General features: G+C 65.8%; 22 protein-coding genes. 17 read left to right on the top strand and 5 right to left on the bottom strand.

What is annotated here, in order from left to right:
- The first annotated feature begins 70 nt into the window (after window positions 1–70).
- The 13 genes from BN977_RS07765 (at window position 71) to BN977_RS07710 (ending at window position 11,135) form a co-directional block, all read left to right on the top strand.
- A complete protein-coding gene (locus tag BN977_RS07765) occupies window positions 71–481 on the top strand; it encodes a hypothetical protein (RefSeq protein WP_036396994.1) in 411 nt (136 codons plus the stop codon).
- A 313-nt stretch (window positions 482–794) separates the two neighbouring features.
- Window positions 795–1,739, top strand: coding sequence for an HNH endonuclease (locus BN977_RS07760; RefSeq protein WP_036396992.1), 945 nt, complete (start codon window positions 795–797; stop codon window positions 1,737–1,739).
- A gap of 54 nt (window positions 1,740–1,793) precedes the next feature.
- Window positions 1,794–2,051 (top strand): hypothetical protein, encoded by a 258-nt coding sequence (locus BN977_RS32630; protein ID WP_131590041.1) that lies wholly within the window; start codon window positions 1,794–1,796, stop codon window positions 2,049–2,051.
- A 357-nt stretch (window positions 2,052–2,408) separates the two neighbouring features.
- Window positions 2,409–2,558 carry a hypothetical protein gene (locus tag BN977_RS32825; protein ID WP_165576301.1) on the top strand — a complete coding sequence of 50 codons (150 nt, stop codon included), beginning with the start codon at window positions 2,409–2,411 and terminating at the stop codon, window positions 2,556–2,558.
- Between the two features lie 227 nt (window positions 2,559–2,785).
- Window positions 2,786–2,983, top strand: a complete 198-nt coding sequence (locus BN977_RS07750) for a type II toxin-antitoxin system VapB family antitoxin (RefSeq protein ID WP_036396991.1) — start codon at window positions 2,786–2,788, stop codon at window positions 2,981–2,983.
- Window positions 2,980–3,348: a type II toxin-antitoxin system VapC family toxin gene (locus tag BN977_RS07745; protein ID WP_036396990.1), complete on the top strand. Its 369-nt coding sequence runs from the start codon at window positions 2,980–2,982 to the stop codon at window positions 3,346–3,348. The genes BN977_RS07750 and BN977_RS07745 overlap by 4 nt, the downstream gene beginning before the upstream one ends.
- A gap of 193 nt (window positions 3,349–3,541) precedes the next feature.
- The gene (locus tag BN977_RS07740) at window positions 3,542–3,910 is read left to right on the top strand and encodes a hypothetical protein (protein ID WP_036396989.1); all 369 of its coding nucleotides are present in this window, start codon (window positions 3,542–3,544) and stop codon (window positions 3,908–3,910) included.
- Window positions 3,911–4,045: 135 nt separating this feature from the next.
- Window positions 4,046–5,287 (top strand): sigma-54-dependent transcriptional regulator family protein, encoded by a 1,242-nt coding sequence (locus BN977_RS07735; protein WP_407661191.1) that lies wholly within the window; start codon window positions 4,046–4,048, stop codon window positions 5,285–5,287.
- 101 nt (window positions 5,288–5,388) lie between these two features.
- Window positions 5,389–6,912 carry an aldehyde dehydrogenase gene (adh, locus tag BN977_RS07730; protein ID WP_036396987.1) on the top strand — a complete coding sequence of 508 codons (1,524 nt, stop codon included), beginning with the start codon at window positions 5,389–5,391 and terminating at the stop codon, window positions 6,910–6,912.
- Window positions 6,913–7,058: 146 nt separating this feature from the next.
- On the top strand, window positions 7,059–8,483 hold the full coding sequence (gene eat / locus BN977_RS07725; protein ID WP_036396986.1) for an ethanolamine permease: 1,425 nt from the start codon (window positions 7,059–7,061) through the stop codon (window positions 8,481–8,483).
- Window positions 8,480–9,895 carry an ethanolamine ammonia-lyase subunit EutB gene (locus BN977_RS07720; protein WP_036396983.1) on the top strand — a complete coding sequence of 472 codons (1,416 nt, stop codon included), beginning with the start codon at window positions 8,480–8,482 and terminating at the stop codon, window positions 9,893–9,895. Before eat ends, BN977_RS07720 begins: the two co-directional genes overlap by 4 nt.
- Window positions 9,892–10,665 (top strand): ethanolamine ammonia-lyase subunit EutC, encoded by a 774-nt coding sequence (gene eutC, locus BN977_RS07715; RefSeq protein ID WP_036396981.1) that lies wholly within the window; start codon window positions 9,892–9,894, stop codon window positions 10,663–10,665. Before BN977_RS07720 ends, eutC begins: the two co-directional genes overlap by 4 nt.
- Before the next feature lie 56 nt (window positions 10,666–10,721).
- Window positions 10,722–11,135 (top strand): VOC family protein, encoded by a 414-nt coding sequence (locus tag BN977_RS07710; protein ID WP_036396978.1) that lies wholly within the window; start codon window positions 10,722–10,724, stop codon window positions 11,133–11,135.
- Here the strand turns inward: BN977_RS07710 and BN977_RS31370 are convergent.
- The 4 genes from BN977_RS31370 to BN977_RS07690 form a co-directional block, all read right to left on the bottom strand.
- On the bottom strand, window positions 11,119–11,718 hold the full coding sequence (locus BN977_RS31370; RefSeq protein ID WP_051561147.1) for a DUF4232 domain-containing protein: 600 nt from the start codon (window positions 11,716–11,718) through the stop codon (window positions 11,119–11,121). The genes BN977_RS07710 and BN977_RS31370 overlap by 17 nt on opposite strands.
- 100 nt (window positions 11,719–11,818) lie before the next feature.
- Complete coding sequence (locus tag BN977_RS07700) at window positions 11,819–12,232, bottom strand: hypothetical protein (RefSeq protein ID WP_036396976.1); 414 nt, start codon at window positions 12,230–12,232, stop codon at window positions 11,819–11,821.
- Between the two features lie 90 nt (window positions 12,233–12,322).
- Window positions 12,323–13,243 (bottom strand): Vgb family protein, encoded by a 921-nt coding sequence (locus BN977_RS07695; RefSeq protein ID WP_036396973.1) that lies wholly within the window; start codon window positions 13,241–13,243, stop codon window positions 12,323–12,325.
- Window positions 13,244–13,358: 115 nt separating this feature from the next.
- Window positions 13,359–14,066: a hypothetical protein gene (locus BN977_RS07690; RefSeq protein WP_036396972.1), complete on the bottom strand. Its 708-nt coding sequence runs from the start codon at window positions 14,064–14,066 to the stop codon at window positions 13,359–13,361.
- A gap of 29 nt (window positions 14,067–14,095) precedes the next feature.
- On the opposite strand from BN977_RS07690, the gene BN977_RS07685 reads away from it, so the two are divergent.
- Window positions 14,096–14,257: a hypothetical protein gene (locus BN977_RS07685; protein ID WP_109790183.1), complete on the top strand. Its 162-nt coding sequence runs from the start codon at window positions 14,096–14,098 to the stop codon at window positions 14,255–14,257.
- Between the two features lie 77 nt (window positions 14,258–14,334).
- Here the strand turns inward: BN977_RS07685 and BN977_RS07680 are convergent, their stop codons facing one another.
- Window positions 14,335–15,213 (bottom strand): alpha/beta fold hydrolase, encoded by an 879-nt coding sequence (locus BN977_RS07680; RefSeq protein WP_084172440.1) that lies wholly within the window; start codon window positions 15,211–15,213, stop codon window positions 14,335–14,337.
- An 89-nt stretch (window positions 15,214–15,302) separates the two neighbouring features.
- On the opposite strand from BN977_RS07680, the gene BN977_RS07675 reads away from it, so the two are divergent.
- From BN977_RS07675 to BN977_RS07665, 3 genes are all read left to right on the top strand, one after another.
- A complete protein-coding gene (locus BN977_RS07675) occupies window positions 15,303–15,902 on the top strand; it encodes a TetR/AcrR family transcriptional regulator (protein WP_191262709.1) in 600 nt (199 codons plus the stop codon).
- A gap of 203 nt (window positions 15,903–16,105) precedes the next feature.
- A complete protein-coding gene (locus BN977_RS07670; RefSeq protein ID WP_036396968.1) occupies window positions 16,106–16,885 on the top strand; it encodes an MlaE family ABC transporter permease in 780 nt (259 codons plus the stop codon).
- Window positions 16,882–17,724, top strand: a complete 843-nt coding sequence (locus tag BN977_RS07665; RefSeq protein WP_051561144.1) for an ABC transporter permease — start codon at window positions 16,882–16,884, stop codon at window positions 17,722–17,724. Before BN977_RS07670 ends, BN977_RS07665 begins: the two co-directional genes overlap by 4 nt.
- Window position 17,725 lies beyond the last annotated feature (1 nt).

Here is a 17,725-nt window from a genome sequence, read left to right as displayed (position 1 = left end):
ACAAGCATATTTCGTGCTCGCTCCGAGAAGTGGTTGCATACCCACTCTGGTATATGCCAGCCTGGTATATATGTTGACTACAGAAGAGGTACACGCGCGCCAAGAAGCGATCCGCACCGCTCTGGCTGAGGCCGAGCACGAGTACCAAAGCGCCCGCACCCAGGACTACATCGCTCTGGTGATTCGCGACGGGCTGATCGTCAACGCGATCCGCGCCGGTCTGTCCCAGAAAGAGATTGGCGGTCTGGTCAGTGACATGAACCAGCCGCACGTTGCCAGGGCAAACCGGAGGGCGGTCGCTCGCCGTGACGTGGTGCCGGGAGGCATGGTGCCCGCCGACGACGCCCAGCAACAGTCGGGTCTCGGCCCCGCGGCGTTCATGGACGCTGTTCGCAGTGGCCGCATCGAAGCGAAGCCGACCGGTACGCCCGGTGTCTGCGCGTTCCTGCCGGAGGACGTAAGGGCGCTGTCCGACAGGTGAGCGCTTCGCGGTCAGTCATATCTATTCGCCGGCGAACCGGCGCGCCTCGCCCGTGGGCTCTCGGACCGCCGTGACCTCATCGTCACCCCGCAGGACGTTGCCCGAAGTAGCGCGACTTAGCGAAGGGGGCTGAGGGCACGTTGCACCGACTGCTCGTTTGCTGTCACTTGGACCGACGTAAACGGCCGGGTCCGAGAGGCGAGGCCCGTCCGAACCTGACTCCACTGATTTCAGCTTTTCGAAGAAGCTTGTCGTTGCTCCTTGTTAGAGTCCGTTCGCTTGACAGGTGAACGGGCAAAGGACCTCTGACAATATGGAAGCTCTCCTACTGATCGGCATCGTCGCTCTTGCGGGCTGGGGCGCATACCGGATCGGCCGGTACATTCTCAAAGAGCGGTACTTCGCCAGCGAAGAGTTCTTGGCTCATAAGAATCGAATCGCTTCGTTCGTGCGTGAGCACAACGAGCTTGCACACTACATTTCGGAGATCCGGAGTCGCGGGACGTTTGAGCTCGGTGCGTCGTATACCGGATCGCAGGCCCATCTGGCATCGTTCCAGAACACGAGCAACTGGAACTATCGCAGGGACCGGAACGTAGCTAGCTACCACGCACCCAATGTTCATAACTGTTCGTTGCAGGTGGTCCGGAACGCCAGCGGAGACCCGTTGAAGTACGTCATGAAGTACTTCAACATTAAGGCTGACGAGGCTCATCTTGCCGACGTTGAGAATCTCGGCGACGATATCGCCCGGCTCCAGGATGCCGTTTACAACCTTCAGCAGCGTGAGGCGAGTATCACCCAAGCGATTAATCCGCCCGCCTTCATCTTGAAGCATTACGCAGGCGAGTTCATGGAGCATATCGGAGTCCAATTATCGCCTATTACTGTTCCCTACCCGATATACGTATTCGAGTACGTCAGCGCAGGTGGGAACAGCTCGCAGCGCGCGACGGTCACATTCGACACGCCGACCATCGACGCCTTGATCGAGACTCTCTCTCAGAAGATCCGTTGGAGGAAGACTGCTGCAGGCCAACGCGCGTTAATGACCTCCAGGCTCCGCAACTCGATCAAGTCCCGCGACAATCACACCTGCCGGTATTGCTCGGTATCGCTCGCCGCAGAGCCACACCTCCTACTGGAGGTTGACCATATAGTCCCTGTCTCGCGGGGCGGTCTGTCGACTCCGGAGAATTTGCAGACTCTTTGCTGGAAGTGTAACCGCACCAAGTCGAACAAGGTCGCGTCTGCTTGATTCTGCCGACAGGAAAAGTCGCACTACCCGGAGGTATTTTGCGTGCATGTGAGCATGAGCTTCACGGAATTTGATGTAAACCCCCATGTCGAGTCCTCGGCCACGGTTGATCAGTACGGAAATGTGACGGACGTATCTATTTCATTGTGGCCATTTGGCCATTTCGAGCCGCGTTTACGGGCGGGAAATCCGGCGCATCAGCCCGCCATAGTCATGATGTCGGTGGAGGAGGCTGAGTCGATGGCGCACCGCCTGTTGGAGACCGTGGCAGGGGTACGGCAAGGACGCTATAACACCGTTGACCGCGGCTAAGTGACCGGCAGTCAAGCCGCCACTAGTCCGCACTTTTAGTCCTACTGACTTGTTGTCAAGTTGGCACCCAACCGCCGCACTTGGGGCAGTCGTAGTGGCTGACCAGACTGGCCACGGCCGAAGAACACGGCTTCGGCTTGCTCACGTGCCGCAGCGCGGTGTGGGCCTTCAGATCGGTGAGCGGAAGTGCGGGGAGCATTCATCGCAGGGGCAGCCGGTCGTCTCGCCCGCCGCGGTCATCTGCGAGCGTAGTTTGCCCGGGCCCTGAATCGCGAGCTGACCACCCGACGGCGGGCTGGCGCAGGATGTCGGCGCGCCCTTGGCAGCTCACCGGCCACCAACCTGTCGCGTCATAGTGTGAGCGGCTATCTGGCGATGCTTCAGACCGACACCGACGCGATACCCGACCTCGAGTTCATCCCGGGTATCTTGCTCGGCGACGACCGCGTGGTGTCGTGCAGGCTCTTCTTTCAGTGCACTCCACAGCAAGCGTTTCCGGGTTTTTAGCCCACCGGCGGACGGGTCTCGTTTCCGGAGCATGTTTTCTACGCCTCCGATAATCGGCAGATCGTCGAAGTCTGGTCGGTGATCGTCAAGGAGACGATTCACGAGCAGTTATCCGAGGAGTCGTAACACCAAGGGGGGACGTGGTGGAGTTCCGGTTCGCGTTGTAGGCGGACCACCGCCCCCGTGGCATCATGGACTGCATCAATGATGCGCATGGAGGTGTCGTAGTGAGAACAACGGTCACCATCGACGATGAGTTGCTCGCCAAGGCCGCCGAGTTGACCGGTGTGCACGAAAGTGTGGCACTGCTCAAGCAGGGTTTGCAGACACTCATCCGGGTGGAGAGTGCCCGCCGTCTCGCCGCGCTGGGCGGATCCGATTCCCAGGCGAAGGCCGCGCCGCGGCGGCGGAGCACTTCGGAGTGATCCTGGTCGACACCGCGGTGTGGATTGATCATCTGCACGCTGCGGAGCCCGGACTGGTCGAACACTTGCAGTTGGATGGAGTCGGCTGCCATCCATTGGTTGTCGAGGAATTGGCGCTTGGCTCGATCACCCGTCGGGAGACTGTGCTCGATCTGCTGGCGAACCTGTGGCAGTTTCCGGTCGCGCGGCATGACGAGATCCTCTATCTCGTTGATCGGCGGCGACTCTGGGGGCGTGGACTGAGCCCTGCTGATGCCCATCTGATGGCTTCAGTCTCCGTGGTCGAGGGTGCGCTCCTATGGACCAGGGACAAGCGGTTGAAAGCTGCCTCCAGCGAAGTGGGCATCCCACTGTTCGATGAGTGACGTTGTTGGGCTGCGCAATGTGGTGGAGTTCCGGTTCAACGTCTAGCGTGCCCGCGTTGCCGAGCGTGGGGGCTATGCACGCCGATGGTGCGATTTTCGTGCATATGGCCCACACTCGTCGCTCGGAGCGCGCGCAGGCTTTCGGCGTCACACAGGCAGTGCATTTCGGCCCCACCTGGCGTTACGGTGAGGTGTGGTCAATGACGAACGGGCCGTCCCGCCGGACGAACTGGATCGGCGGATGGCCGACTTGGAACAGCGCGAACACACGGTCGCGCGCCACGAAGCCGAGATGACCCGGCGCGACTGGGTCGCCGACGAGCGAGACCGCGTGGCCGACGAGCGGGACCGGATCGCCGACGAGCGCGAACAGGCCGCCGACGAACGTGAGCAGGCGGCCGACGAACGCGAGGGCGCCACCGAACAGCGCGAGCACGCCCGGCTACAGCGTCTGGAGGACCGGGCCGACCGGGAGGCCGCCGCCGAACGTAGGGACAACGCCGAAATTCGGCGGGCCGTCGCCGAGACCCGGCGGCGTATGGACGGCACCCCTCCCTCGTAAGCCGCCTGACCGGCCGGGCAGGATTTGCCGCGGCTACCCTGACGTGCGGGTATTCTGGCCGGAAGGCCCGATGGCCAGCGAGTAGTTGACACTGGCGTCAGGAGCGTGAACGTCGTGGCAGATGAGACGAGGTCGGTGAAGCCGCCGCCCGATGCTGCACGCCCTACTCCCGACGTGATCGTCGCGGGGCAAACACCGTTGCGCCGCTTCGTCGCGGAGAGTTGGCAGCGCAGCCTGGCGATCGGTGTCGACCCCGACAGCGGAGCCCGGGAAGCCGCCCAGGCGGCCCGGCTGTCGGAACTGCGCAACAGCCATCCGCTGGCCGCCACCTTGCCGGTGATCCGCAAACTGCTGGTGGACTACGCCGTCGACTCCGGCGTCGTCGTGGCCGTCACCGCCGCCGACGGCACCATGCTGTGGGTGGAAGGCGATCCGGAAGCGTGCCGCAAGGTGGCCGCGATGAACTTCGTCCCCGGCGCCGATTGGAGCGAACAGGGCGCGGGCACCAACGCCCCCGGCACCGCACTGGCGCTGGACCGCGAGGTGCAGATCAACGGGCACGAGCACTTCTCCCGGCTGGTCCGGCCATGGACCTGCACGGCAGTGCCGGTGCACGATCCGATGACCGGTCTGGTGGTGGGCAGCATCGACCTCACCGGTGGCTCCTCGATCGCCTCGGCCCAGACGCTGGCTCTGGTCCGCGCCACCGCCGTGGCCGTCGAGCACCGACTTGCTTTGTCCTACAGCCATATTCCGCCGACTCCGGTTGTGTCGCCGGGCCGTCTGACGGTGCTCGGCCCGGACCGGCCGAGCTGGCACACCGTCGATGAGCAGGGACGCGCCCGCGCCCAGCAGCTCTCCGGCCGGCACGCCGAGATTCTCGTGCTGCTGCTGCAGCATTCCGAGGGGCTCAGCGGTGACCACCTCGCCATGCTTCTCGACGAACGTGAACTGGACGCCGTCACCATCCGAGCGGAACTGTCGCGGCTGCGCCGCATCGTCGGCGCCGACATGATCGGCTCCCGGCCGTATCGGCTGCTCGGCCCGATGGACAGCGATATGGGGGAGGTCTTCGCGGCGCTGCGCCGCGGCGACGTCAACGCCGCGCTGGACAGCTACCGCGGACAGCTGCTGCCGCGGTCGGGCTCACCGGCCGTCGCGCGGCTGCGCACCGAATTGAGCGCCAGCGTGCGCGGCGCGGTGCTGGCCGCCAGTTCGGCCGGTGACGTGCACGTTCTGCGCCGATGGCTGGACCTGCCCGAGGCGCGCGATGACCGCCACGGCTGGCAGGCCTTGCATGATCACCGCGGCGCCGACGAACTGACCCGGGCCCAGACCCGTGGGCACCTGACCGCGCTGGACACCGCCTTGTCCTGACGTTGCACCAACGTTGCGATTTTTCCCAACCGTGCTGCAACGGGTTGCAAACTACCTTGAGTGACGACCGACACAGTCATTCATAGGGCAGGAGATCAACCGTGACTGTTTATGCACGCCCGGGCGCTGAGGGCGCTTTGATGTCTTTCAAGTCTCGTTATGAGAATTTCATCGGGGGGCAGTGGGTGGCGCCTGCTTCGGGCCGGTATTTCGAGAATCGGACGCCGGTGACGGGGCAGGTGTTTTGTGAGATTCCGCGTTCGGATGAGGCCGATGTGGAGGCGGCGTTGGATGCTGCGCATGCGGCGGCGCCGGGGTGGGGTAAGTCCAGTCCGGCGCAGCGGGCGGTGTTGTTGAACAAGATCGCTGATCGGATCGAGGAGAATCTGGAGTCGATCGCGTTGGCGGAGTCCTGGGATAACGGTAAGCCGATCCGGGAGACGTTGAACGCCGATATTCCGTTGGCGATCGATCATTTCCGGTATTTCGCGGGGGCGATCCGTGCTCAGGAGGGCACGTTGTCGGAGATCGATGAGGACACGGTGGCGTATCACTTCCATGAGCCGTTGGGGGTGGTGGGGCAGATCATTCCGTGGAATTTCCCGATTTTGATGGCGGTGTGGAAGTTGGCGCCGGCGTTGGCGGCCGGGAACGCGGTGGTGCTCAAGCCGGCCGAGCAGACCCCGGCTTCGATTCTGTATTTGTTCGAGTTGATCGGGGATTTGTTGCCGGCGGGGGTGGTCAACATTGTCAACGGGTTCGGGGTGGAGGCCGGTAAACCGTTGGCGTCCTCGAACCGGATCGCCAAGATCGCGTTCACCGGGGAGACGACCACGGGCCGGTTGATCATGCAGTACGCCAGCCAGAACCTGATCCCGGTGACGTTGGAGTTGGGGGGTAAGTCGCCGAATATTTTCTTCAACGATGTGTTGGCCGAGAATGATGCGTATCAGGACAAGGCGTTGGAGGGGTTCACGATGTTCGCCCTGAATCAGGGTGAGGTGTGCACGTGCCCGTCGCGCAGTCTGATTCAGGCTGATATCTACGACGAATTCCTCGCACTGGCCGCGGTGCGGACGAAGGCGGTGCGGCAGGGGGATCCGTTGGATACCGAGACGATGATCGGGGCGCAGGCCTCCAATGATCAGTTGGAGAAGATTCTGTCCTATATCGAGATCGGCAAGAGTGAGGGTGCTCAGGTGGTGACCGGGGGTGAGCGCGCGCAGCTCGGTGGGGATCTCAATGGTGGTTATTATGTGGCGCCGACGATTTTCACCGGGAACAACAAGATGCGGATTTTCCAGGAGGAGATTTTCGGGCCGGTGGTGGCGGTGACGTCGTTCACCGATTATGAGGATGCGATCTCGTTGGCCAATGACACCCTGTACGGGTTGGGGGCCGGGGTGTGGAGCCGCAACGGTAACACCGCGTATCGGGCCGGGCGTGATATCAAGGCCGGTCGGGTGTGGACGAACTGCTATCACCAGTACCCCGCCCATGCCGCGTTCGGTGGGTACAAGCAGTCCGGTATTGGTCGGGAAAACCACCATATGATGCTCGATCACTACCAGCAGACCAAGAACCTGCTGGTCAGCTACAGCGAAACCGCCGCCGGCTTCTTCTAAAGAACAGCTTCACAGGTCACGCCCCGGGCCGTCGGCTCGGGGCGTGACCTGTGTCATGGGTAGACAAGAAGCGCGGTATCGGTCACACTCTTTTAAAGGTTGGAAAAACTACCTTTAAGACGTGGAATCAATCGAGGGAGTTGGAAGTGACGACAAGTCACGGCGCGGTGGAGGAACACCTCGAGAGCGCCGGCTATCTGCAGAAGCGGCAGCTCAAATCCGGCAGTGCCGGCTGGATCCTGCTGGCCGGACTGGGCGTCAGCTATGTGGTGTCGGGTGACTACTCCGGCTGGAATTTCGGTCTGGCACAAGGCGGATTCGGCGGTCTGGCCATCGCCGCGGTGGTGATCGCCGGCATGTACCTGGCTCTGGTCCTGGGCATGGCGGAACTGTCCTCGGCCTTGCCCGCCGCGGGCGGCGGCTACACCTTCGCCCGCCGTGCCCTCGGACCCTGGGGCGGATTCGCCACCGGCACAGCCATTCTCATCGAGTACGCCATCGCGCCGGCCGCCATCGCCACGTTCATCGGCGCCTACGTCGAATCCCTCGGGCTGTTCGGCATCACCGACGGGTGGTGGGTCTACCTGGCCGCCTACGTCCTGTTCATCGGAATCCATCTCTCCGGCGTCGGTGAAGCGCTCAAGGTCATGTTCGTCATCACCGCCATCGCACTGGTCGGGCTGGTCATCTTCGCCGCCTTCGCCGCCGGGCACTTCGACGCCACCAACCTGACCAACATCCCCGTCGACGCCGACGCCGCGGGGGCCTCGACGTTCCTGCCGCACGGCTACCTGGGCATCTGGGCAGCCATCCCGTTCGCGATCTGGTTCTTCCTGGCCATCGAAGGGGTTCCGCTCGCCGCCGAGGAGACCGCCAACCCGGAACGCAATGTGCCCCGCGGCATCATCGCGGCGATCACCGTGCTGCTGATCACGTGTGCCGGCGTGCTGATCCTCACCACCGGCGCAGGCGGCGCCGAACAGATGTCGTCATCGGGCAACCCGCTGGTCGAGGCACTCGGTAACGGCACGGCCGCCAAGGTGGTCAACTACATCGGTCTGGCCGGCCTGATCGCCAGCTTCTTCTCGATCATCTACGCCTATTCTCGGCAGCTGTTCGCGCTGTCACGCGCGGGGTATCTGCCAACCCGGCTGTCGCTCACCAACTCTCGCAAGGCGCCCACCCTGGCCCTGATCGTTCCCGGCGTCGTCGGCTTCCTGCTGTCGCTCACCGGAAAGGGCGCGCTGCTGCTGAACATGGCCGTCTTCGGTGCCGCGCTGAGCTACGTACTGATGATGGTCAGCCACATTGTGCTGCGCTGGCGCGAGCCCGAGATGCGTCGGCCCTACCGCACCCCCGGCGGTGCCATCACTACCGGGTTCGCCCTCGTCATCGCCGTTCTCGCGGTCATCGCGACCTTCCTGGTGGACAGCGTCGCCGCGCTGTCCTGCTTGGTGGTGTTCGCCGCGTTCATGGCGTACTTCGCCCTGTACAGCCGGCACCGCCTGATCGCCAATTCCCCCGACGAGGAATTCGCGATGCTGGCCGAGGCGGAGAGCGAACTCAAGTGATCTACCGGCAGCAAATCGGCGGTGTCGGTTACCGCTTCGACGGCCTGGTCGAGGTGCTGGCGAAGGCCACACCGCTGCGGTCGGGTGATCAGCTGGCCGGATGCGCGGCCTCCTCCGATGCCGAAAGAGCGGCGGCGGCATGGACATTGGCTGATCTCCCGTTGCAGACGTTCCTCGACGAAGAGGTCGTGCCGTACGACGACGACGAAGTGACCCGGCTGATCTTCGACACCCACGACCGCGGCGCCTTCGCCGACATCTCGCATCTGACCGTCGGTGGGTTCCGGGACTGGCTGCTGGACAATGCGTCTCGCGACGACGGAGCGCGGCGCATCGCGGCCGTCGGTCCTGGTGTCACCCCCGAGATGGCGGCCGCGGTCAGCAAGATCATGCGCAACCAGGATCTGATCGCGGTCGCGGCCGCCACCCAGGTCACCGCCGCGTTCCGGACGACGGTCGGACTGCCGGGGACGTTGGCCACCCGGCTGCAGCCGAACCATCCGACCGACGACCCGCGGGGAATCGCCGCGGCGGTGCTCGACGGACTGCTGCTCGGCTGCGGTGACGCGGTCATCGGCATCAACCCGGCCACCGATTCGCCGCACGCCACAGCCGATCTGCTGTATCTGCTGGATTCGATCCGGTCCCGCTACGACATTCCCGCACAATCGTGCGTGCTGTCGCACATCACCACCACCATCGGGCTGATCGAGGAGGGCGTGCCGGTCGATCTGGTGTTCCAGTCGATCGCCGGCACCGAAGGGGCCAACACCGCGTTCGGGGTGAACATCGACCTGCTGCGCGAAGGCAACGCCGCGGCGCGGTCGTTGCGCCGCGGCACGGTCGGCGACAACGTGATGTACCTGGAAACCGGTCAGGGTTCGGCGCTGAGTTCCGGTGCGCATCTCGGTGTCGGCGGCAAGCCCGTCGACCAGCAGACGCTGGAGACCCGGGCCTACGCCGTCGCCCGCGACCTGCGGCCGCTGCTGGTCAACACCGTGGTCGGTTTCATCGGTCCCGAATACCTCTATGACGGGAAGCAGATCATCCGGGCCGGCCTGGAAGATCATTTCTGCGGCAAGCTGCTCGGCCTGCCGATGGGGGTCGACGTCTGCTACACCAACCACGCCGAAGCCGACCAGAACGACATGGACAACCTGCTGACGCTGCTGGCCGCTGCCGGGGTTGCCTTCGTCATCACCGTGCCCGGCGCCGATGACGTCATGCTCGGCTACCAGAGCCTGTCCTTCCACGACGTGCTGGCCACCCGGCGGACCCTCGGGTTGCGCCCCGCACCGGAATTCGAGGACTGGCTACGCGGTATCGGCATGATCGACGCGGCCGGCCGACTGACGCCGTTCGACGTCACCCAGTCGCCGCTGCGATCACTGACCTCGGCGGGGGCGTTATGAGCTCCGACGAATTGGCCCGGCAGCAATTCTGGGACGAGCTGCGCACCACCACCCAGGCCCGGATCGGGCTGGGCCGCGCCGGAAACGGACTGCCGACCCGAGAGGTGCTGGCGCTCAACGCTGCCCACGCCGCCGCCCGGGACGCCGTGCATCTGCCCTTGGAGGTCGAGCAGCTGGCCGCGAGCGTCGGTGAGATCGGCATCGGCACGCCGGCGACCGTCACCAGTCAAGCGACATCGCGGGGTGAGTATCTGCGCCGGCCCGACCTCGGCCGTAGCCCGGCCGACCTGTCGGCGGTGCCCGAGAGCCCGACCGACATCGGTTTCGTACTCGCCGACGGACTGTCACCGACCGCGGTGATGCACCACGGCGTCCCGCTGCTGCGGGAACTGGTGACCCAACTCGGGCAGACGTATTCGTTGGCGCCGCCGGTGATCGCCACACAGGCGCGGGTGGCCCTCGGTGATCACATCGCCGCCCGGGGTGGCTACGGGACGCTGTTGGTCATCATCGGGGAGCGGCCCGGCCTGTCCGTCTCGGACAGCCTGGGCATCTACCTGACGCATCGGCCCCGCCCGGGGTGCACTGATGCGGATCGCAACTGCATCTCCAACATCCATCCACCTGACGGGTTGGGGTACCAGGAGGCCGCTCGTGTGGCGGTCAGTCTGGTGGCCGGCGCGCGGCAACTCGGACGCTCCGGGGTGGCGCTCAAGGACACGTCGCGGGGTGTCGCTGTCGGGCCGGGTGCGGGCGCGCAGCTGTTGTAGCGAAGCGCCAACCGCTGCCACCGGGCTTGTCGGTGGTGCCCCCTAGCATCCGGGTCATGAAATTTGTGTCGACGCGCCTCATCACCGCCGACGTCGGCCGGCTGGTCGCGTTCTACGAGCAGGTCACCGGGGTCGCAGCGGTATGGGCCAACGAGTTGTTCGCCGAGATCCCGACACCGGTCGGCACCCTGGCCATCGGCAGCGACAAAACGGTGCCGTTGTTCGGCGCGGGATCCGCGGAAGCGGCCGCCAACCGCAGCGCGATCATCGAGTTCATCGTCGACGACGTGGACGCCGAATATGAGCGGTTGCGGGGCAGCGTCGGCGAGGTGGTCACCGAGCCCACGACAATGCCGTGGGGCAACCGGGCGCTGCTTTTCCGCGACCCCGACGGCAATCTCGTCAACCTGTTCACCCCGGTGGCCGACGCGGCGCGGGCCAAGTTCGGGGTCGTCAGCCCACCGAACTGATGCTGGCGCCGCAGATCGGCAGGTCGATCGGCAGGGTGCGCGCGACGACGTCGTTGGGCGGGGTGACCACCAGTTGACCCCAGCGGGCGCACGAGTTCCCGGTTTCGGTGTCGATCATCGAGGTGAGCACGTCGGCGCTGCCGACCTCACCGGGCTGCAACGTCAGACGCGGCGCTGCGTTGGCCGGCCGTCGCGGGATGTTGATCAGCACCCCGCCGGCCGGTGTCACCAGATCTGCACCCGGATAACCCACCATGGTGCAGGCCTGCTGCGACGCGTTCCGGAACGACACCACCACCCGCCGTTGCGTGTTGGCGGATTCCATTGCTCCGTTGGTCACTTCGAGCGCATCGTCGGAACACGGCCCGACCTGCTGCGGTGGCTCAGGGGGTGCCTGTGACGGCGCGACCGTGACGGTCACGGGCGTCACGGGAGGAACGGGTACCGGTGTCGCGGTGGGCGTGGGGCTGGCGGCCGGCGTCGCGGTGACCGTGACCGTCGGAGCGGTCGGCGACTGCTGGGCGGTGCATCCGGCAAGCAGGGCGATCGCCACCACGGGCAGCGACCGAGCGACGATCTTCATGCGGTGAGTCCTTTCGTGGTATCAGGTGCCACCACGCTAGGACCGACAACTTGACGGATTCTTGGCGTCAAAGGCACTGCCCCAGAACGGCACTGACGCCTCAGAGTCCACCGCACCTGGACGGGGCCAGGAACGGTGACCACGGCGGGCAGTCCGCCGGCAGGGGCTGGGGCTCGGTGGGCGGCGGGGGCGGTGGCGCGGGCGGCACGGGTGCCGCCTGATGCGGCGTGCCCCGCCACGGGTAGACGGTGTTGGTCGCGATGTCCACGGTGCCCTCGGAGGTCCAATACCAGTCGTGGCAGATGTTCCAGTCCCAGGTGATCACCCCGAACTCGGCCCCGGGGATCAACGGGTCACCCGGGCACCAATGGGTGCAGGTGAGGCCACCGGGACAGTTGCCACCCTGGTAGCTGGGGCCGTCGGCGTATGCGGTGCCGGCGGCGCCGGCCAGGGCGGCCAATCCCAGCCCGCCGGACAGGACGGCCGTGGCCGCCATCCGCGCAATCCGGTTCATCTCTCGGTCCTTCCGTCAGGCGCCGCTGTCCGGACGCGTCATGGCATCCAGTAGACGCCGCGCGGGGCCGCTACCGATCCCAAATGGCGCCTATGGCGTCTCTATCGCCGTGGGATCCGGCGGCGTTATCCGTCCGATGGTGTTACCTGCCTTGTTCGTGAACCACAGCGCACCGTCCGGGCCGTCCTTGATGTCGAAGGGGCCGTTCACGTGCGGCAGGCCACCGAGGAACGACCATTGGTCGGTCGCCGGGAGATACCGGCCGATCGCGTTGGCCCCGGTGTCGGCCAACCACACCGCGCCGTCGCGTCCCACCCACACGCCGTCCGGTGCGACCAACCGGGAATCGGTCACGGGTGCCGCGGCGTTGAACGGACCGTCGGGGTGCAACGACAGCAGACCCGCCGGGTCGCGAGTGGTCAGCCAGAGCCGGCCGTCGGCGCTCTGACACCACGCGCGTGGGCTGCCCGGCACCGGTATCGCGCTCACCGCGCCGGTCGACGGGTCGAGTACGCCGATGGTTCCCGACGACGAATTCACCCACCACACCGCGCCGTCGGGGGTGACGAACAACGCGGCCGGCCCGGCGATGCTGGGGGCGTCGAACAGTTGCAACGAGCCGGCCGGGGCGCGCGGGTCCAGGGCTCCGACGGCGTCCCGGCCGCGCAGCGAAAACCACAGGCGCCCATCGGGACCGGACTTCAGGGCCACCGGCCGACTGCCCTCGGGTAGCGGGTACATGACGACGGTCGACGACGGATCCGGGGCCTCCGGATCGACGGCACCCAGCGCGTCCGAGCCCAGGGCGGTGAACCACACCCGGCCGTCGGATGCGGGAAAGATGTTGGCGGGCAGCTTGATAGCGGCGTCGGCGAATGTCTGCACGACACCGTCGCGCACGCGGCCGATGCGGTGGTTGCCGATACTGGTGAACCAGATATCGCCGAACGCGTGGATCAATCCCGACGGTGCGTCCAGTTCCGGGCTGCCCAATACCGTGATGGCGGTCACTCGACGAGCTTAACTAAAAATCATGCCGTCCAAGGAGTTTCGGAGACCGAACCGTCGACCTCGGGGGTAGTATCGACGGTTCGGTCTGCACGGTATAACGCTTCGATGCCCGTAGTTATGCCAGGGGTGCGGGAACGTCGACGGCGATCTCGTCCCCCAGGGTGTATCCGGGTGCCAGCGACAGCGAGTCACCGCTCCAGAACTTGCCCGGATCGAAGTAGTTCTCCTGCTTCTCGGTCTGCAGCAGGCCCATGTCCTCATAGGTGATGGCGACCGTCTCCGCGCAGTAGGCCGTCTCCAGGCCGACGGCGCGTCGCCGCGACTTGCTGCGCTCGGCGGATTCGCGCACCAACTTGTGCACGAACGGCAGCCCGCGGGTGAAGTCGCTGACGATGGGCAACCGCCCACGCAACCACCGCCCGGTCAGTCTGGCCGTCGTCGGGAACGCCGTGCCGTTCATCCGGGCGATCACCCGCAGCATCCGGTCCTCCTGCTCGCGGGTCGCATACGGAGACAACTGACGCAACCAGCAGCGCTGCCCGTAACCGTGCACCCACTGCTCGACGACCTCGCGCGCATCGTTGAGCTGGACACCGCGGTGATGCGTGCCGGTCCACAGGTCCAGCAGCTTCTGCCCCAGTTCGGCGTGCCAGATCAGGGGCGGCAGGTCGTCGATGGCCACCGTCATACCGACGTGATTGACCGGCGCGTTGGTCAGTGTCTGGATGGCCCGGTCCGGACCGGATCCGCCGCGGAACAGCCAGATATCGCCCGTGCGGGTCTCGTGCAGCGCGCGGTCCAGTGCCACCGTGTGTGCGTTCACCCCGGCAGCCTATGCAGCACAATCGCCTGATGCGAAGCATCTGGAAATGGGTCGGGTTGGCCGGGGTCGCCGGGGTGGTGGCCGGCGGGGTGCTGGTCGCGCGGGATCAGCGCAAGCGTAAGGCCTACACCCCCGACGACATCCGGGCCCGGCTGCATCAGCGCCTCGACGAGGCCAACCGGACCGGTTGACGCCTAGCGAGCGGCCCCGGAATGCCACTGGTTGCGGCGTGTCGGTGAGCAGACGCGGCCGCTCGCGGAAAAGACGGTCACCGGGTGACGAAGTCCACCACGACGTTGGTGAAGGCGTCGTTGTCGTCGCCGGCGGCGGTGTGCCCGGCATCGGACAACTCGACGAACTCGGCGGCCGGCACCTTGGCCAGGAAGTCGCGGACCCCCTCCTCGGACACCACATCGGAGAGCCGGCCGCGGATCAGCAGGATCGGCACGGTGAGGTTCATCGCCGCCTGCTCCAGCTTGTCCACCCGGGCGAACGGGTCATCGCCGGGCTTGGTGAGAAACGCCGGATCCCAATGCCAGTACCACCGGCCGTTGCGCAGCCGCAGGTTCTTCTTCAACCCTTCGGCGCTACGGGGTTTCGGCCGATGCGGCAGATACTCGGCCACCGCGTCGGCGGCCTGCTCCAGCGAGTCGAAGCCGTGCACGTGGTTGAACATGAAATCGCGGATGCGGGCACTGCCGTCCTTTTCGAACCGCGGCACCACGTCGACGAGCACCAGCTTGGTCACCAGGTTGGGGCCGGCTTCGTGGGCGGCCAGGATGCCGGTCAGCCCGCCCATGCTGGCGCCGATGAGCACCACCGGCCTGCCGATCTGGTAGAGCACCTGCAAGGTGTCGGCGCACAGCGTCTCGACGGAGTAGTTGGCGGTGGGGGACCGGTCACTGTCGCCGTGCCCGCGGCTGTCCAGCGCCACCACGTGCATGCCTGCGTGTTTTCCCGGACCCAGGGCCAGGATCTGCCCGGTGTTCTTCCACGAGTGCCGGTTCTGGCCGCCCCCGTGCAGCAGCAGGACGGTTGGCAGGTCGGTCTCGATGCCGGCGTTCCATTCGTCGGCCACCAGGGTCAGGTCGTCGACACCACGGAACGTGACCGTCTGCGGTGCGCTGTCTGCTGTGCTCACGGGCATCCTCTCGCCGACCCGGCGATCACGTTACCGAGGCGCCCGATACCGCAAATGGCCGGTCCGCCCGTGCGGCCGTCCCTAGAATCACGCCTGTGCCGCCAGAATGTTCCCTCGACGAGGAACGCGGCCGCATCATCGACGCCACCTACGAGTGCCTGTTGGAGCCCCACGAGGGCCCGGTACCGGTGGCGGCGATCCTGGCCAGGGCAGGCGTGTCCAGCCGAGCGTTCTACCGGCATTTCGAGTCCAAGGACGAGTTGTTCCTGGCGATGCTGCAGAACCTGACGGCGGCGCTGTCGGGCTGGCTGGACGACATCGCGCGCGGGCCAGGCACGCCGGCCGAGCAGCTGCGCGCCTGGATCGGCCAAATGTTTGCTCTGGCGACCGAACCGTTGGTCTCCAGCTATCTCGCGGTGATGGAATCCGACGAGATGCGGTCCGCCAAGGGCTATCCGTACGTCCGCGAACTCGCGCGCACCGATCGGGAACGGTCACTGGCCGAAATTCTGCGCCGCGGCGTTCAGGATGGCTCATTTCCGCTGGCCGAACCCGAGGTTGACGCCGTCGCGATCAACGCGTTGGTCAGCAGACAGCTCACGGTGCCGGTCCCGGTCGATCCGGCGTCGGTCGACGTCGCCGAGCGGCGAGTGCTCGGTTTCGCCATGCGCGCGCTCGGTGCTGGCAAATTATGATGTGTAGCCTCCGGAGTTGTAGATCTGTGGTGACCGGCGCGGCGCCTGGCGGTAGATGTTGCTGGCGGGAAAATCGTTATGTACGTTCTTGCCCGTCCATGGTGGTGCCTGTGGTCAGATTCGTGTGACACGGCTTCGTCGGGGCGCGGGGAAGGGAAACAGCAGGTAATGCGGAAGAGGTGCAGCTCGGGACGGCGTCGTTAATGGCCTCCTCCGACGCGGTGCCCGACGTCGTCGCAAAACCCGTGCGCGCGTTCGGCGGCTTCTTCTCGATGACGCTGGACGTCTTCGTGCTGATGTGGCGGCCGCCGTTCGCCTGGCGTGAATTCATCCTGCAGGCCTGGTTCGTCGCGCGGGTGTCGATCCTGCCGACGCTGATGCTCACCATCCCGTACACGGTGCTGCTGACCTTCACCTTCAACATCCTGCTCACCGAATTCGGCGCGGCCGACTTCTCCGGGACGGGCGCCGCCCTGGGCACCGTCAGCCAGATCGGACCGATCGTCACCGTGCTGGTGATCGCCGGCGCCGGCGCCACCGCCATGTGTGCCGACCTGGGCGCGCGCACGATCCGCGACGAGCTGGACGCCCTGCGCGTCATGGGCATCAATCCCATTCAGGCACTGGTGATTCCGCGCGTGCTCGCGGCGACGACGGTATCGCTGGCGCTGTCGGCCACGGTGGTGCTGGTGGGCCTGACGGGGGCGTACTTCTTCTGCGTGTACATCCAGCACGTATCGCCGGGCGCCTTCGTCGCCGGCCTCACCCTGGTGACCGGTCCGGCCGACGTGGTCATCGCGCTGGCCAAGGCCGCGCTGTTCGGCCTCGCGGCCGGCCTGATCGCCTGCTACAAGGGCATTTCGGTGGGTGGTGGTCCCGCCGGTGTCGGTAACGCCGTGAACGAGACGGTGGTGTTCACGTTCATGACGCTGTTCGCCATCAACGTCGTCGCGACGGCGGTCGGTGTGAAGGCCACGATGTGAGCGGCGCGCTGGGGCACCGTCTGAAGCGCGGTGTCGGCGGTGTCGTCGACAGCTGGAACCAGGTCGGCGTGCAGACCAAATTCTTCGGCCGCACCCTGCGTTCGATACCCGACGTCTTCATCAACTACCCCAAGGAACTGATCCGGCTCATCGCCCAGATGGGGCTGGGCACGGGCGCATTGGCCATCATCGGCGGCACCGTCGCCATCGTCGGCTTCCTCACCATCAGCACCGGCGCCCTGGTCGCCGTGCAGGGCTACAACCAGTTCGCCGAGATCGGCGTCGAAGCGCTCACCGGTTTCGCCTCGGCCTTCTTCAACGTCCGCCTCATCGCGCCGGGCACCACCGCCGTCGCGTTGTCGGCCACCATCGGCGCCGGTGCCACCGCCCAGCTGGGCGCCATGCGCATCAACGAGGAGATCGATGCCCTCGAGGTGATCGGCATCCGCAGCGTCGCCTACCTGGCGTCCACCCGCGTCATCGCCGGTGTGGTGGTGGTGATCCCGCTGTACTGCGTCGGCGTGCTGATGTCGTTCTGGGCGGCCAAACTCGGCACCACCGCCATCTACGGGCAGTCCATCGGCGTCTACGACCACTACTTCGACACGTTCCTCAACCCCGTCGACCTGATCTGGTCGTTCGTGCAGTCCATCGCCATGGCCATCGTGATCATGCTGGTGCACACCTTCTACGGCTTCACCGCCAGCGGTGGGCCGGCCGGCGTCGGCGAGGCGGTGGGCCGCGCGGTGCGCACCTCGCTGGTCATCTCCGCGTTCGTCGTCGTGATGATCTCGCTGGCCGTGTACGGGCAATCGGGCAACTTCAACCTGGCCGGCTGAC

The organism is Mycolicibacterium cosmeticum, from assembly GCF_000613185.1.
Taxonomy (GTDB): Bacteria; Actinomycetota; Actinomycetes; order Mycobacteriales; family Mycobacteriaceae; genus Mycobacterium; species Mycobacterium cosmeticum.
The sequence above is the reverse complement of the archived record's forward strand: the minus strand, read 5'-3'. Positions and strand labels throughout refer to the sequence as shown.